Annotated in this window: 13 protein-coding genes; 9 read left to right on the top strand and 4 right to left on the bottom strand. The window is 72.2% G+C overall.

The window, feature by feature from the left end; translation table 11 throughout:
• Positions 1–25: 25 nt before the first annotated feature.
• Positions 26–808 (top strand): Uma2 family endonuclease, encoded by a 783-nt coding sequence (locus WME79_RS36095; RefSeq protein ID WP_437524385.1) that lies wholly within the window; start codon positions 26–28, stop codon positions 806–808.
• A 22-nt stretch (positions 809–830) separates the two neighbouring features.
• Here WME79_RS36095 and WME79_RS36090 read toward each other — a convergent pair whose 3' ends face one another.
• A complete protein-coding gene (locus WME79_RS36090; protein ID WP_437524382.1) occupies positions 831–2,411 on the bottom strand; it encodes an ATP-binding protein in 1,581 nt (526 codons plus the stop codon).
• A 327-nt stretch (positions 2,412–2,738) separates the two neighbouring features.
• On the opposite strand from WME79_RS36090, the gene WME79_RS36085 reads away from it, so the two are divergent.
• The 7 genes from WME79_RS36085 (at position 2,739) to WME79_RS36055 (ending at position 9,261) form a co-directional block, all read left to right on the top strand.
• Entirely contained in the window at positions 2,739–4,544 is a 1,806-nt protein-coding gene (locus tag WME79_RS36085; RefSeq protein WP_437524379.1) for a hypothetical protein, read from the top strand.
• Positions 4,545–4,583: 39 nt separating this feature from the next.
• Positions 4,584–5,387 carry an HmuY family protein gene (locus tag WME79_RS36080; protein WP_437524376.1) on the top strand — a complete coding sequence of 268 codons (804 nt, stop codon included), beginning with the start codon at positions 4,584–4,586 and terminating at the stop codon, positions 5,385–5,387.
• Positions 5,384–7,051, top strand: coding sequence for an MXAN_6640 family putative metalloprotease (locus tag WME79_RS36075; RefSeq protein ID WP_437524373.1), 1,668 nt, complete (start codon positions 5,384–5,386; stop codon positions 7,049–7,051). The genes WME79_RS36080 and WME79_RS36075 overlap by 4 nt, the downstream gene beginning before the upstream one ends.
• A gap of 144 nt (positions 7,052–7,195) precedes the next feature.
• Positions 7,196–7,621 (top strand): STAS/SEC14 domain-containing protein, encoded by a 426-nt coding sequence (locus WME79_RS36070; protein WP_437524371.1) that lies wholly within the window; start codon positions 7,196–7,198, stop codon positions 7,619–7,621.
• A gap of 85 nt (positions 7,622–7,706) precedes the next feature.
• Positions 7,707–8,132 carry an STAS/SEC14 domain-containing protein gene (locus WME79_RS36065; protein ID WP_437524369.1) on the top strand — a complete coding sequence of 142 codons (426 nt, stop codon included), beginning with the start codon at positions 7,707–7,709 and terminating at the stop codon, positions 8,130–8,132.
• A 281-nt stretch (positions 8,133–8,413) separates the two neighbouring features.
• Positions 8,414–8,839, top strand: a complete 426-nt coding sequence (locus tag WME79_RS36060; protein ID WP_437524366.1) for an STAS/SEC14 domain-containing protein — start codon at positions 8,414–8,416, stop codon at positions 8,837–8,839.
• Positions 8,836–9,261 carry an STAS/SEC14 domain-containing protein gene (locus tag WME79_RS36055; RefSeq protein ID WP_437524363.1) on the top strand — a complete coding sequence of 142 codons (426 nt, stop codon included), beginning with the start codon at positions 8,836–8,838 and terminating at the stop codon, positions 9,259–9,261. The genes WME79_RS36060 and WME79_RS36055 overlap by 4 nt, the downstream gene beginning before the upstream one ends.
• Before the next feature lie 2 nt (positions 9,262–9,263).
• Here the strand turns inward: WME79_RS36055 and WME79_RS36050 are convergent, their stop codons facing one another.
• Complete coding sequence (locus WME79_RS36050) at positions 9,264–10,865, bottom strand: S8 family peptidase (RefSeq protein ID WP_437524360.1); 1,602 nt, start codon at positions 10,863–10,865, stop codon at positions 9,264–9,266.
• Positions 10,866–11,202: 337 nt separating this feature from the next.
• On the opposite strand from WME79_RS36050, the gene WME79_RS36045 reads away from it, so the two are divergent.
• Positions 11,203–11,769 (top strand): hypothetical protein, encoded by a 567-nt coding sequence (locus WME79_RS36045; protein WP_437524357.1) that lies wholly within the window; start codon positions 11,203–11,205, stop codon positions 11,767–11,769.
• A gap of 132 nt (positions 11,770–11,901) precedes the next feature.
• Here the strand turns inward: WME79_RS36045 and WME79_RS36040 are convergent, their stop codons facing one another.
• Together WME79_RS36040 and WME79_RS36035 are read right to left on the bottom strand one after the other, a co-directional pair.
• Positions 11,902–12,546, bottom strand: a complete 645-nt coding sequence (locus WME79_RS36040; protein ID WP_437524355.1) for a hypothetical protein — start codon at positions 12,544–12,546, stop codon at positions 11,902–11,904.
• Between the two features lie 453 nt (positions 12,547–12,999).
• Positions 13,000–13,479: a hemerythrin domain-containing protein gene (locus WME79_RS36035; RefSeq protein WP_437524352.1), complete on the bottom strand. Its 480-nt coding sequence runs from the start codon at positions 13,477–13,479 to the stop codon at positions 13,000–13,002.
• Positions 13,480–13,667: the final 188 nt, after the last annotated feature.

Below are 13,667 nucleotides of genomic sequence, written 5' to 3'. Positions count from 1 at the left end.
GCGCCCCGGTCGGGTAGGATGGGGCATGTCGACCGAGGCGCACAGGCAGGTCCATCGGCGGGCGCACCGTGACGGCAAGGAGCGTGATCCGACGTTCTATCCCGTGGAGAAGAAGATGGGGGAGGACTCCCTTCAGACGTGGATCGTGGAGCTCCTCCGTCCTCTCATCGAGCGCTGGTACGAGGCGCTCGGTCGGCCGAGGTTCGTTGGGGCGGACCAGTTCATCTATTATCGGCAGTTCGATCCTTCCAAGGTCGTGGCCCCGGACGTGTACGTGCTTCCTGGCGTGCCGCCGGGCCGGCGCGTGCGGAGCTGGAAGGTGTGGGAGACGGGCATCGCCCCGAGCTTCGCGCTCGAGGTCGTCTCGTCCGACGAGCCTTACAAGGACTACGTGGACGCGCCCGAGCGCTACCGGGAGCTCGGGGTGAAGGAGCTCGTGATCTTCGATCCCGACTGGGAGCGGGGCCGCGATCGGGTGCGGTGGCAGCGCTACCGGAGGCTGAAGACGCGCGGCTTCGTCCGGGTGGAGACGACGAACGTCGACCGGATCCACGCGCGCGTGCTCGGCTGCTGGCTGCGGGTGATCGGCGCCGGCGAGGAGGCGCGCCTCCGGCTGGCCACGGGGCCCGAGGGTGAGGAGCTCTTCCCGACCGCCGCGGAGGCGGAGCGCGCGGCGAAGGAGGCTGAGCGCGCGGCGAAGGAGGCTGAGCGCGCGGCGAAGGAGGCTGCGCTGGAGCGTGTGGCGGCGCTCGAGGCCCAGATCGCGAGCGCCGCGGGGGCGAGGGGCAAGGGACCCGGGGCGCCGTGAGCCACGCGCGTCCCGCGGCCGTTCAGGCCCGGAGCAGCGTCACCCGCCGACCCGATGGCGTCCGGGCCTCCTCGATCCGCGTGCGCGCATCGACGTCGCCCGCTGCGCCGCGGCGGTCGAACAGCACGAGCACGCCCTCGTCGAGGCCGAGCTGGGCGAGGTAGGCGTCGAGCTGCGCGAGCCCCTTCGGCGTGGGGTCGTTCTCTCCCTCGCGCCAGACCTTGAGCTCCAGCGCCGCGCGCTGCACGGCGCGTGACCCGTCCGGCGCGCGGTAGGGCCATCGGACCAGGAGGTCGATCCTCCCCCGGCCGAGGCCGTACTCCCGCTCGATCAGCCCGCCGCCGTTCACCACCCGCTGCAGGAAGGCCATCAGCACGAGCTGCGGCGCGACCTCGTGGTAGCCGAGGTTGCCGGAGAGCGCCTCGCCGTGCTCCCTCCAGAAGGCGGCGAACTCCCGGAGCAGGCGCGCGACGTCGAGCTGGCCGTCGGGCAGCACGAAGCTCCTCGGCTCGGCCAGGATGACGGGCTCCACGTCGCCGGCGAGCACGCGGGCGATGACCTCGCGGTAGATCGGGTTCGCGATGCGCGCGGGGTTGTCCGGCGCGATCAGCCCGAGATCGCGGGCGTACTGGAGATCGTCCTGGTAGGCGTCGCCGACGATCGCGAGCGTGCCCGAGAGGATCGGCTCGAGCACGCGCCGGACGCGCGGCTCGTGCAGACGGGCGACGAGCGAGTCGAGGTGGGTGGCGCGCGCCAGGATGAGGCGTTCCTTGGCCGTCTCGACGTGCGCCGCGGTGATCGGCTCGCTCGCTGGCACCGCGAGCTCCTCCACGATCTCTCGGGCGAGCGCGTTGACGAGCCACGGCTGCCCGGCCGTGAGCGCGATGGCCCGCTCGACCGCTTCCTCGGTGAAGAGCTGGCCGGTGTCGGCCGTGTGCTGGGCATAGAGCTCGCGCACCTCGTCCGGGTCGAAATCGCCGAGCTTGAGCGACTTCAGCTTGATGTTGAACGGGCTGGCCGTGCCGAGGCGGCCCGGGTCGCCGCCGCTTGCCGCCTTGTACTCGCGCACGTCGCGCAGCCCGCAGAGCGCGACCGCGGCGGGAAAGTCGGCGGGGCGATCGGGAAAGCCGGCGCGCAGCTGGCGCAGCACGCTGAGGAGGCTCTGGCCTCGCAGGGCGTCGATCTCGTCGAAGAGCAGCGCCAGCGGTCGCGGGCAGGCGCGGGCCCAGGCACGCAGCGCGATCTCGATGCGGTTGCCCTCCGGGGCGTCGGGGAAGGCAGGCGGATGCAGGGCGGGCGGGAGGGTGAGCTCGGCGCGCGCCCGGATCGAGCTGAGCAGGATGCGCTCGGCCGCGCCGTAGTCGTCGCCTGCCGCCTCACCCGCCTCGCAGGAGAAGTGCAACGCCGCCCAGCGGCCGGAGGCGGTGAGCTGATCGGCGAGCGCGCGGAGCGCCGTGGTCTTCCCCGTTTGCCGTGGCGCGTGGACCACGAAATAGGCGCCTTGCTCCACCAGGCCAGGCGCCTCGGGCAGGCGCCGTTCGGCCGGGATCATGTAGTGCAAATCGGGGCGGCAGGGGCCGGCCGTGTTGAAGCGGCGTGCCATGCGCGCAGCTTGCGTCCCGGAGCCGGGTGGCCGCAAGGGCCGCGCGGCGGCGTTGGCGTCGCGGCGCTGGCGTCGCCGAGGTGGAGCCGGCATATCGCGACCTCTGCGCGCAGGCATCCGAGGCCCTCGGACCGGTTCCAGATCGACCGAACCCCCTCGGGAGGGGGAGCCGGCACATCGCGACCTCTCCCGGCGGGCATTCGAGGCCCCATTGTCGGTTCCAGATCGACCGAACCCCCCTCGGGAGGGGGAGCCGGCACATCGCGACCTCTCCCGGCGGGCATCCGAGGTCTCGGCTCGGTTCCGAGATGGTAGCTTCCCGCCACCTTGGGTACCCCGTCCCCTCCGGCGGAGCCTCTGGCCGCGCCCGCTCCCGCGCGCCGCGCGCTCTCCGGCCCGATCCGCCGACGCGCGAGCTCCGCGGTCCACGCGCTCGCCGGCCTGCTCCGCCGCGGCGCGTGTCGACCGCGCGCTGCGCGCCGCGCGCCGTTCAGCGCGGCGCTCGCCCTCGTCGTCGTCGCCGCGTCCGTCTATGTGATCGCCGTCCCGCTCGCGGTCGTCCGCTATCCGCCGATGACCGATCTCCCGTTCCACGCGGCCGAGACGGCGGCGTTCAGGCACTACCTCGACCCGGCGTGGCACTTCCGTGAGCAGTTCACGCTCCAGCCGCTCGCCGTCCCGTACATGTCCATGTACGCGCTCGGCGCCCTGCTGATGCTCGTCCTCCCTCCCGTGGCCGCGGTGAAGGTCGCGGCGGCGGCGATGCTCGCGCTCCTGCCCGCGGGCCTCGCCGTCCTCTTTCACGGCCTCAAGCGGAGCCCGCTCCTCGGCGTCCTCGGACTGCTCCTCGTCTGGTGCAACCTCACCCACTGGGGCTTCCTCAATCACATGGGCGCCCTCGGCCTCTTCGCGATGGTCGTCGGCCTGACGCTCCTGCTCCTCGATCGCCCCTCGCGCGGCCGGCAGGTCGCGCTCGCGCTCGCGCTCGTCGCGCTGTTCTTCACGCACATCTTCCGCTTCCCGTTCGCGCTCGCCGCCGTGGTCGGCACCGCGATCGTCGTGTTCCCGGCGACGCGGCGGCTCCGCCCCATCGCGCTCCCGCTCGCTCCATCGCTGGCCCTCTTCGCGGCGTGGCTCGCGGTCCGGACCGACACCCTGCACGCGGCGCCCATCACGCCCGCGCTCCACTGGGAGCGGCTCGGCGAGGTCTCGTCGCTCCTCTTCACGAGCTTCACTGACCCCGCCGAGGCGGCGGCGGCCGGAAGGGCAGCGCGCTTCGTGCTCGCCGCGCTGCTCGTTTGCGCCGCCGGCGCCGCCGCACGGCTCGCCAGCGCCAGCGCTGAGGCGGCGCGCTCACCCACAGGCGCCGGCGCCAGCGCCGATGCGGCGCCCTCGCCCGCCCGCACCGACACCGGCGTCGACGCGGCGCTCTCGCCCGCGGCGGACGCGCCGCGGTGGTCGTTCGCGCGCCTCGCCGCTCTCGTCCCGGTCGCCTGCGCGATCGTGTTCCTGGGCCTGTTCCTGAGCCTGCCGCTGCAGATCGGCCTCTGGTGGTACGTCTACCCGCGCGAGATCGTCGCCGCGCTGTTCCTGGCCCTCGGCGCCTTCCCGGACCTGCCGCGATCACCCTGGCTCAAGGTGCCGGCCGTGCTCGCGCTGTCGGCCGCCGCGGTCTCCCTCGGCGCCGTGGTCCGCGACAACTACCGGCGATTCGACCAGAGCACGCGGGACTTCGACGCCATCATCGCCCGCATCCCGCAGGCGCCGAGGCTGCTCTACCTCGTCTTCGATCACGGCGGCTCGACCCGGACAACGACGCCGTTCATCCATCTCCCCGCCTGGGTGCAGGCCACGCGAGGCGGCTGGCTCAGCTTCCACTTCGCCGTCTGGGATGCCTCGCCCGTCGCCTACAGGCCCCGCGAGGAGCCGGGCGCCGTCGTCCCGCCGCCCACGCCGCTCCGGTGGGAGTGGACGCCGGAAAAATTCGACGTGCGCCGCCACGGCGCCTTCTTCGACTGGTTCCTCGTTCGCCGGCGAGCGGGGGCAAACCACCTCTTCGCGAAGGACCCGAGCATCGTCGCCGTCGACCACGTCGGAGACTGGTGGCTCTACCAGCGCAGCGGTGCGCCCTAGCGGGCACGCCGGCTCCGACTTTTTGTTACCATGTCGCCCATGCGCTCCTCGACTGCGTCTCCCCTCGTCGCCGCCGGCCTCGCCTTCCTTGTCCTGTGCGCCTGCGGCTCCGACGATCCGAGCGGCTCTGGCGGTGGGGGAGACGGCGGCGCGGAGGGCGGCGGGACCCCTGGCGGGCCTGTCTGCTCGGAGCCCGTGCCGGTGCCCTGCGAGGACGAGGTCTTCCAGCAGATGAACCTCCAGGACGTCGTGGGGGCCGGGGAGATCGTCAACGAGCAGGACGGCGCCGGCATCCGCTCCCTCGTCGACGCCACCGCGGGCGGCCCCTTCGCTTCGGAGCCCGACGCCTACGTCTATGCTCGGTTCACGGACGCCGGCCTCGAGAAGGTCGAGATCTCCGACGAGGCAGCGCTCCAGTCCATGGACTGGGACATCGCCTTCCGGCGCTACATCGTCCGCATCAACAGCGGCCATTCCGGGCCGTCCTGCGTCACGGCGGCGCGGCTCCCGGGCACCCCGGACTACGATGGGATCACCGAGGCGCCCGGCGAGCTGAGGCTCCGCAGCGACGAGTATTTCACCGAGAGCTGCGAGCTCATCCCCGACGGCTCCGGGCTGGACTCCCCGGCGACGGCGCTCTCTGGCTACTGGACCTACCCCGGGTGCGTGAAGATGACCGGCCTTGTCTACGTGCTCCAGCTCGCCGACGGCCGGAGGCTCAAGCTGACCGTCACGCACTTCTACAACGAGCAGACGCAGGCGGAGTGCCAGGAGACCGGCATGGTCCCGATGGAGGACACCGGCTCCGCCAACTTCCAGGTCCGGTGGGCGTTCCTGCCGTGACGCGGACCGCCGGCGCGGTGCCCGCATGGCGCAGCGGCCTGGCCCGCGCCGCGGCCCCGTGGCGCCGCCTGGGCCGCGCCGCGGCCCCGTGGCGCCGCCTGGGCCGCGCGGCGGCCGTGCTCACTGCCTCGCTCGCGCCGGCGCTCGCGGGCTGCGGCGCCGACGACACGGCCGCGGCGCCGCTCGACGGGCCCGCCGCGGCGCCGCTCGAGCGGCCCGACTCGCGCGGCACGAGCCTCCAGTTCCGGTTCGATCCGGACGACGTCGTCGAGACCTTCGCGTCGGCGTCCGGGAGCTTCCTCGTGCATTTCGCGCGCGAGGGGCGCTGCGCCGTGCCCGCCGAGGACGACGACGCGACGGGCGTCCCCGACTTCGTCGAAGAGGTCGCCGCCGTCTACGACGAGGTCATCGCCCACTACCGAGACGTCCTCGGCTTCCGGCCGCCGAGGAGCGACGAGGACCTGCCCGACAACGGCGGCGACGGCCGCTTCGACGTCTACCTCGTCGACTTCGCCGGCGTCGGCGACGGGGCGTTCCGCGTCGACGCCTGCGCCGAGGACGCCGGGGACCGCTGCGCCGGCTTCATGACCCAGGAGAACGACTACAGCGGCTACGGTTATCCGTCGACGCTGACGGCGAACCGGATCCTCGGGAGCCACGAGTTCTTCCACGCGGTGCAGGCGGGCTACGACCACGGCCAGGACACGCTGGTCACGGAGGGGACCGCGGTCTGGGCGACCGAGTCGTTCGACCCCTCGCTGAAGGACTTCGAGGGCTTCGTCGACGGCTACCTCGCGAACACGGATCGGTCGCTCGACGTGCCCTTCACCGGCCCTGTGGACCCCTTCAGCTACGGGAGCGCGCTCTTCTTCCAGTTCCTCGAGGAGCGCTTCGGAGACGGCACGATCCGCGCGCTCTGGGAGCGCCTCGAGGACGGCGCGAACGGCGAGGCCGATCCGGTGTGGTTCGAGCAGCTCGACCCCTTGCTCTCGTCGCAGGCGCAGACGACGTTCGCCGAGGCGTTCGTGGAGTTCGCCGCCTGGAACCTGCTCACCGGATCCGCCGCGGATCCCGAGCGCTCCTACGCCGCCGGGTCCGGCTACCGCGGGCTCGCCCCGGAGCAGGTCGCCGCGCCCCACGCGGACGGGCTGCGCGTCTTCCATGCGTCGGCGCAGTACTTCAGCGTCTCCCCCGCCGGGCGCGCGACCATGACGGCCGCGCTCGCGGCGCCCGCGGACGATCCGGCGCAGCTCTCCGGCCTCGCGCTGCTGCTCGCGCCGCGGCGCGGCCGCGTGTACGGCGAGGTGGTGCGCGCCGGCGACGTCGCCTCCGGCGCGGCGCTGGTCGACACGGCGGACGCCGATGATCTCGCCGTCATCGTGGTGAACGGCCTGCAAGAAGGCGACTCGCGCAAGCCGACGCTGTGCATCGGCACGCCGGACGAGGTCGCCGCGTGCCGGGCCGCCGCGGAGGGCGCCGGCGGCGGTGGCGGCGGCGCTGGCGGCGAGGCGCCGGCCGAGGGCGCAGCGGGCGGCGTCGACGACGGCGGGTGCGGCTGCCGCGTCGTGGCGCCGGCCGCCGCGGCCGCGAGCTCCGCCGCGTCCTTCGGCTGCGCGCTGGGCGCCTCGCTGCTCGCGCTGGCCGCGCGGCGGCGCAGGCGCTGAGCGGGGGCTCACGCGCCGGGCGACCCGCTCGGCGGCGGTGCGCGGAGCGGCGCTCGGTGAGGCGCGTCACCCGGCGAGCGCTCTCCCGCGCCGGGCCGGCGGGCGCTCGTCGTGCCGCGAGCCGGATGCGCTAGCCTGCAGGAGATGAGCGAGCCCCGTTCCGAGGACGCATGCCCTTTCCTCCGCGAGGACGCCGACGGCATTCTTTGTTTCGCCATCGAGGGCGATATCTCGGACGAGATCGCGCGCTCTCTCTGCGCTGTGTTCAGGCGCGTGTCGGAGAGCGGCCGCGAGGTCTTCGTGCTCTCCGACGCCCGCCGCGTCGGGACCCTGACGGCGGCGGCGCGCAGCGCGCTGGCGGAAGAGCTGCGGGGCGTGCGCTTCAGCGGGGTCGCGATCTTCGGGGCGAGCTTCTCCGTGCGCGTCGTGACCACGCTCGCCTCGAGGAGCGTGCAATTCTTCACGGGCGAGGTCTATCCGCTGGCGTTCTTCGACACGGAGGACGAGGCGCGCGCGTGGCTGCTCGCCCAGCGAGACGCGCTCCGGGCCACGCAGCGGCAGGGCGCATAACGCCTGCCGCCCTCCGACGCGCGCGCCCTCGGCGCAGCGCCGGCGCGCACGACGCGCGTCGCGGGGATGGGCTACCATGCCTCACATGAGCGATCCCCGTCCGGCGGGCGCGCGCTTCGAGCTCCGCGAAGAGCCCGATGGCCTCCTGGTCATCGCGACCGACGGCGATGTCCAGGAGGACAACGCGCGCGCGCTCGTGGACGCCTTCCAGCGCCTGACGGACAGCGGCCGCGACGTCCTGGTGCTCGCCGACGCGCGTCGCTGCGGGGCGGTCACGCCGGCGGCGCGCAAGGTGTACCTGGATGGGCTGCGCTCGGCGCGCCTCGATGGGATCGCGGTCTTCGGAGCGGGCTTCTCCATCCGCGTCATGGCGACGCTCATCATGAAGAGCATCAACCTCCTCACAAAACGGTTCCCTCTGCTCGTGTTCTTCGAGACGGAGGCCGAAGCGCGCGCGTGGCTCGTCGCGCAGCGGGGAGCGCTCCGGGCCAGGCGGCGGATCCAGGCGTGACGTCACCCTCCGCGACGCGCCCGCGGGGGCAGGATGTGCGTCTTCTTCGCATCTTCCATGCTCGACGTTTCATGCGTCGCCGCGGCGCTCCAGCGTCCCCGCTGGCGGGCGCGCGAGCCGTGACGGACGCGCTCGCATGGCGCGCGGACGATCCGACGCACGCGCACGCCCCGAGCAGCGATCCACACGCTCGATCGCTCGCTCCGCCGGTCGTCGCGCCGGTGGCGTCCGTGATCGAGCGAACGTCGTACCGCCGCGCAAACGAGCTACCGTGCAACGCCATGAGCGACCCCCGCATCGACGACGCAAGCGCGGCCCTCCGCGAGGACGCCGAAGGGATCCTGTGCACCGCCATCGAGGGCGATATCTCGGACGACACTGCGCGCGCGATCTCTGCCGCGTGCAGGCGCATGTCGGAGAGCGGCCGCGCGGTCCTCGTGCTCTCCGATGCGCGCCGCACCGGGACCATCTCGGCGTCGGCGCGCAAGGTGATGGCGGAGGAGCTCCGCGGCGTGCGCTTCGACGCGATCGCGCTGTTCGGCGCGAGCTTCGCCGTGCGTGTCGTCTCCACGCTCGCCGCGAAGAGCGTGCAGCTCCTGTCGAGGCAATCCTACCCGGTCGAGTTCTTCGAGACGGAAGGCGAGGCGCGCGCATGGCTGCTCACCCAGCGGGATGCGCTCCGGGCCACGCGGCGGCGGGGCGCATGAGCGATCCCCGACCGGAGGGCGCGCGCCTCGACCTCCGCGAAGAGCCCGACGGCGTCTTGTTCATCACGGTCGTGGGCGATATTTCGGAGCCGATGGCGCGCTCGATCACCGCGGCGTGCCAGCGCCTGAGGGACAGCGGTCGCGACGTCCTGGTGCTCTCCGATGCGCGCGGCAACGGGGCGATCTCACCTCCGGCACGCAAGGCGTTCGCGGAAGGGCTGAGCTCGGCGCGCCTCGATGCGGTCGCGCTCTTCGGAGCGAGCTTCTCCCTCCGCGTCATCGGGACGCTCATCTTCAAGAGCATGAACCTCCTCGCGCAGCGCTCGCACCCCATCGCGTTCTTCGAGACGGAAGGCGAGGCGCGCGCGTGGCTCCTCGCGCAGCGGGACGCGCTCCGGGCCGGGCGGCCGTCCGGAGCGTGACGTCACCCGCGGCGGCGCGCGCGGGCCGCGCCGCGCCGGCGAGCCGCCGCGGCCAGGCTGAGGAGCGCCGCCGGCGCAAGCCCTCGCTGCTCGCCTGAGCCTGCGCCGGCCGAAGCGCACGCGCAGCCGGCGTGCTGGTCGTCGGCGCCCTCGCCACCTCCCGAGAGCGGCGGCGGCTCGTCCCCGAGCACGTCCTTGAGCGCCGCGACAGGGTCGATGATCCCGTGCCCGAAGATGGGATCGTGCCCGCTCTCGTCGGGGACCGCGTAGGGCGCCAGCCGCGCCGTCCGGATCATGACGTCGTAGAGCTCGCCCGCGGTCCGCTCCGGCGCGGCGCTCACCAGCAGCCCTGCGACGCCGGCGGCGACCGGGCACGCCGACGAGGTGCCGCCGAACCGCTCGGTGTAGTCGCTCGCGTCGTCCCCCTCGCTCCCGGCGATGTCGGTGCTCAGCGTCCCCGTGGGCGCGACGAGATCGATGGAGCTGCCGCGGTTCGTGAACGACGTCGCGTCCTCCAGGTGGTTGACGGCGCCCACGGCAAGGACGCCCCGCACGGCCTGGAGCTCGTCGTCGAGGATCTCCCGGTCGTCGTTGCCGGCGGCGAACAGGACGAGCGCCCCCTTCCCGTTGCGCCCGGCGTCGAACAGGCGGTTGATCGCGGCCTCGACCACCCTGGGGACGGGCATCGGCTCGGCGTACCCCCAGCTGTTCGACACGACGGCGGCGTTCACCTGCAGGGCGAACTCGAAGGCGTCGACCGAGGCGGAGATCGGCCGCGGCTCGTCGTCGATCAGCCGCACGCACCGCAGCCTGCAGGCGGGGCAGCCGCCTGCGATGCCCACGCCGTTGTTGGTGTCGGCGGCGATCAGGCCCGCGCAGGCCGTCCCGTGGTTCACGCTCTGCTCGCCCGGCTGGTAGGTGGGGTCGTCGTCGTCGTCGATGACGTCCAGGCCTGGATCCATCTTTGCGGCGAGGTCGGGGTGATCGAGGTCGCAGCCGGTGTCGATGACGACGATGGACGTGGCCGCGTCTCCCTGCGTGCGCCCCCAGGCCTCTTGCATCCGGAGGTCGTCGAAGTACCACTGGTCGGGCAGGCGCGGGTCGTCCGGCGCGAACGGCGCGCCGTGCGCCTTGAGGCGCACGTGGAGGTCCGGGATCGCCTCGCGCACGAAGGCCGGCCGCGCCGCGCCCTGGAGGCGCTGGGCGAGGTCGAGGCCGTCGCCGCCGCCGGTGTCCCTGACGAGCCACAGCCCGATCGAGGGCATCAGCGGCCTCACCACCTCCACGCCTGCGGCGCCGAGCACGTCGAACGCGTCCAGCGCGCCAGGCTCGACCTCCACGATCGCGGTCGCGCCGACGCTCGCCTGGACCGTCCGGCCGCCTGGATAGCGGAGCCGCACCGGCGCGAGCGCGCGCGGCGTCGAGGACGCGCCCAGCGCGGTCGGGCCGAGCCGCTCGACCGCGACGTGGCGCCCGCCGTCCATGAACCACGCGTCGCTCGCCTCCCCGCGCACGACCGCGCGCGGGCTGGCGAGGCCGTCGCGCGCCATGGCGGCAAGGAGGAGCGCCGCCGAGGAGAGCACGATCGAGGGCTTGTGTCGCATCGCTCTCCTGGATCTACCGGACCGCGCGCGGTCCTACCAGGGCCGCCCTGGAGCGGCGCTCGGGCGAGAAAGATGCAGACCGTCAACCGGTGCTCGGACAAGGAGGATACAGATCGCCAAGACGCCAGAAGACGCCAAAAAGAGAGATGTTTCCGGGGTCTCTTGGCGTCCTTGCCGCCGCGGCAGTTTCTCGTTTCAAGCGCCAGGGACTCTATCCCTGATTCAGGTCCGCAGCGCGTACGGGGGCGCTCCGGTCGTCGCGAACGTGCCGCCGTCTTCTCCAGAACAGCGGCCGCCTGATAGGCATGATGTTATGCGGACGAGGCTTCATCGATTGATGTTCGGTACGGTGCTCGGTGTTTCGCTCGGATGCGGCGGGGGCAACGTCGAGCCCGCTGGAGATAGCGGCGGCGCATCGCTCGGCGAGTTCGAGTGTCGGGTCGGGTCGGATTGCAACAACAACACGTGCAACTGGCTCAGCGATGCCGTCTGTTATGAGGTACGAGGTGCCTGGTGTGGATCCGACGAGGACTGCGCCGGCATCGACGGCCAGAGCGGCGGCGGGGGAGCGGGAGGCGGGGGAGCGGGAGGCGGCGGCGCAGGCGCGCCGATCATCTGCGAGTCGCCGCATTTCACGTGCCCCATGGCCATCCAGCTGCAGCTGCGGAACACCTGCGTCCGCGGCTGCGAGACGGACGCCGACTGCCCTTCGACGCTGGCGTGCGCGCCGGATCATCGGTGTCGGGCGAGGTCGTGCGCCGCCGGAGCGGACTGTCCGAAGAACCACGTGTGCGATACGACCGGCGCGTGCGCCCGCACGGCGTGCTCGAGTGACGCCGATTGCGAGGGCTTCTGCGTGCTCGGGAGATGCGAGGAGAAGCCGGGGATGTGTTTCCTGTACTGACCCGCTTCGATGGCGTCCCAGCGAGGCTCCCGCAACGTCGTCCCTGATTCCGCGCCGCGCGACGACCCGCCTCCCCCGGGGGCCGGGCGCCTCGGCAAGACCTCCCGCGCAGGACGACCCTGGGCGGCGCCGCTACCCCTTCTCCCCGCCTCGGATGACCATCGTCACGAGCAGATCCATCATCCGCGAGAGGTCTTCCCGGACCGCCCCGTCGGGGAGCGCCGCGAGCCGCGTCGCGACGCGCTCCAGGAACTGCTGCCTCGCCCTCTCGAAGCCCGGCACCTCTTGGTCGTGCAGCGCGCAGGTCACCAACTCGTGGTCGAGCAGCCGCCAGAAGAACTTGCCGTCGACGGTCGCGGCGCCGAGCCTCCCCGTGAAGCCGACCACCGCCCGCGCCCCCGCGCCGAGGAGCCTCTCGAACAGCGGGCCGTTCGCGGTCTCGCCACAGCAGAAATAGAGCACGCGATTGCGCGCCCAGAGCTCGAGCTCCTGCGCCGGGCTCTCGTGCGACAGCAGGATGCCGTCGGGCGACTCGTCGTCGACAACGCAGCTCGTCTTGCCGTGGGACGACACCACGATCGCCCGGAATGGATTGCCGGACGCCTCTGCGCGCGCGATCTGGCGGAGTATCCGCCTCCGCTCCGCGCTGGCGCGTCCGAACGGTACGATGGAGAACTGCTCTCCCATACGCCCGTAGAGCTGCGTGCGGCCGGCCGCGAACCACGCGCTGTCCGGATCGAAGGATGTGTCAATCGAGAGTACAGGTCGAGCCGTCATCCTACCTCCTACCTCCGTCGAAGATCCCCGGTGAGCGTCGGGCATCGCTCGCGCGCCGCGCTGCGCCTGCTGCGCCGAGCAGCTGGCGTACGGCATCGGGCCCTGCCCATCGGCTTCTTCGCACCATGCTCTCTTCCCGCGGCCATTCCGGACCACTGCCACGAGACTCGCAGCAGGCTAGAATAACAACCGTAGGGGAAATTCCTACTAGAAAAATCGCATTCGCTCCGACGAATTTCTCGGGTTTCGGCGACTTGTAGGGTGGCGCTGGCGCCTGCATGCGGCTCAGGTTTTTACGTCCGGCTCTGGTTCGCGCGTGTTGCGTGAGGGTATCTTTTCTAACAGCCGTCGCTTCGTTAGCGTGGGCCTTGCGTGTGCGGGCGCCATGTCCGGGCGCTCACGGCGCTCACGGCGCTCGGGGCCATCGGGGAGAGGGGGCGGGAGGGGCATGGTTCAGGGAAGGGGCGCTGCGGCGTCGGTCTGGCCCAGGACGAGCCTGCGGGGCTCCCCCTGCTGCAGCGCGCGCATCCTCGCGTGCATCTGCTGTCCGAGCGCCTCGCGCGCGCCGTCGTCAAGGAGCTTCCTGACCTTGGGGAACAGGTGCTCTTCCTCCTCCTTGTGGTGGTGCTCGAGCTGCTCGGCGAGCACATGGAGCTTGGCCCCGAATGTCTCGTCCGCGGCGTCGAGGGCCACGAGATCGGCCAGCACGCGCTTGATGGACAGGTGCTCCTCCAGCGACTCGAGGAGGATATCCTCGGTGCGGCGAGCCCGGACCGCCGGGTAGAAGTCCTGCTCTTCGATCGTGATGTGGGTGGCGAGGAGGTCGGCGGCAGCGGAGAACTGCGCTGCGGTGACGGAAGAGGCCTCCTTCAGCTCGGAGAATCGCTGCTCGAGCTCGCGGTGATGGCGTACGAGGAGATCGATGGCATCCATGAGATCTCTATGGAGCGGATGCCGCCGACGAGCAAGCGGGAGAGGTACGCAAAGCTTGCCAGATCGAGACTCACAGATTCAGCTGCCTCCTGGCGTGGGATTCGCAGCGCGGCGGTGACATGGTGCGTCTGCGGGGGTCGAGCGAAGAGGGATGATGATCATGGCGGTGTGTCGCGCCGCCGCCCGCA

This window comes from Sorangium sp. So ce726 (genome assembly GCF_051521405.1).
Lineage (GTDB): Bacteria > Myxococcota_A > Polyangia > Polyangiales > Polyangiaceae > Sorangium.
Note: the sequence above shows the minus strand (reverse complement) of the source record. Positions and strands in the feature narration are given on the sequence as shown.

What these genes read in the sequence shown, in the direction of transcription:
- WME79_RS36065 (WP_437524369.1), top strand. Translation starts at nt 7,707, where the DNA reads ATGAGCGATCCCCGTCCGGCGGGCGCGCGCTTCGAGCTCCGCGAAGAG.
- WME79_RS36045 (WP_437524357.1), top strand. Translation starts at nt 11,203, where the DNA reads ATGTTCGGTACGGTGCTCGGTGTTTCGCTCGGATGCGGCGGGGGCAAC.
- WME79_RS36040 (WP_437524355.1), bottom strand. Translation starts at nt 12,546, where the DNA reads ATGACGGCTCGACCTGTACTCTCGATTGACACATCCTTCGATCCGGAC.
- WME79_RS36070 (WP_437524371.1), top strand. Translation starts at nt 7,196, where the DNA reads ATGAGCGAGCCCCGTTCCGAGGACGCATGCCCTTTCCTCCGCGAGGAC.
- WME79_RS36090 (WP_437524382.1), bottom strand. Translation starts at nt 2,411, where the DNA reads ATGGCACGCCGCTTCAACACGGCCGGCCCCTGCCGCCCCGATTTGCAC.
- WME79_RS36060 (WP_437524366.1), top strand. Translation starts at nt 8,414, where the DNA reads ATGAGCGACCCCCGCATCGACGACGCAAGCGCGGCCCTCCGCGAGGAC.
- WME79_RS36055 (WP_437524363.1), top strand. Translation starts at nt 8,836, where the DNA reads ATGAGCGATCCCCGACCGGAGGGCGCGCGCCTCGACCTCCGCGAAGAG.
- WME79_RS36035 (WP_437524352.1), bottom strand. Translation starts at nt 13,479, where the DNA reads ATGGATGCCATCGATCTCCTCGTACGCCATCACCGCGAGCTCGAGCAG.
- WME79_RS36050 (WP_437524360.1), bottom strand. Translation starts at nt 10,865, where the DNA reads ATGCGACACAAGCCCTCGATCGTGCTCTCCTCGGCGGCGCTCCTCCTT.
- WME79_RS36095 (WP_437524385.1), top strand. Translation starts at nt 26, where the DNA reads ATGTCGACCGAGGCGCACAGGCAGGTCCATCGGCGGGCGCACCGTGAC.
- WME79_RS36080 (WP_437524376.1), top strand. Translation starts at nt 4,584, where the DNA reads ATGCGCTCCTCGACTGCGTCTCCCCTCGTCGCCGCCGGCCTCGCCTTC.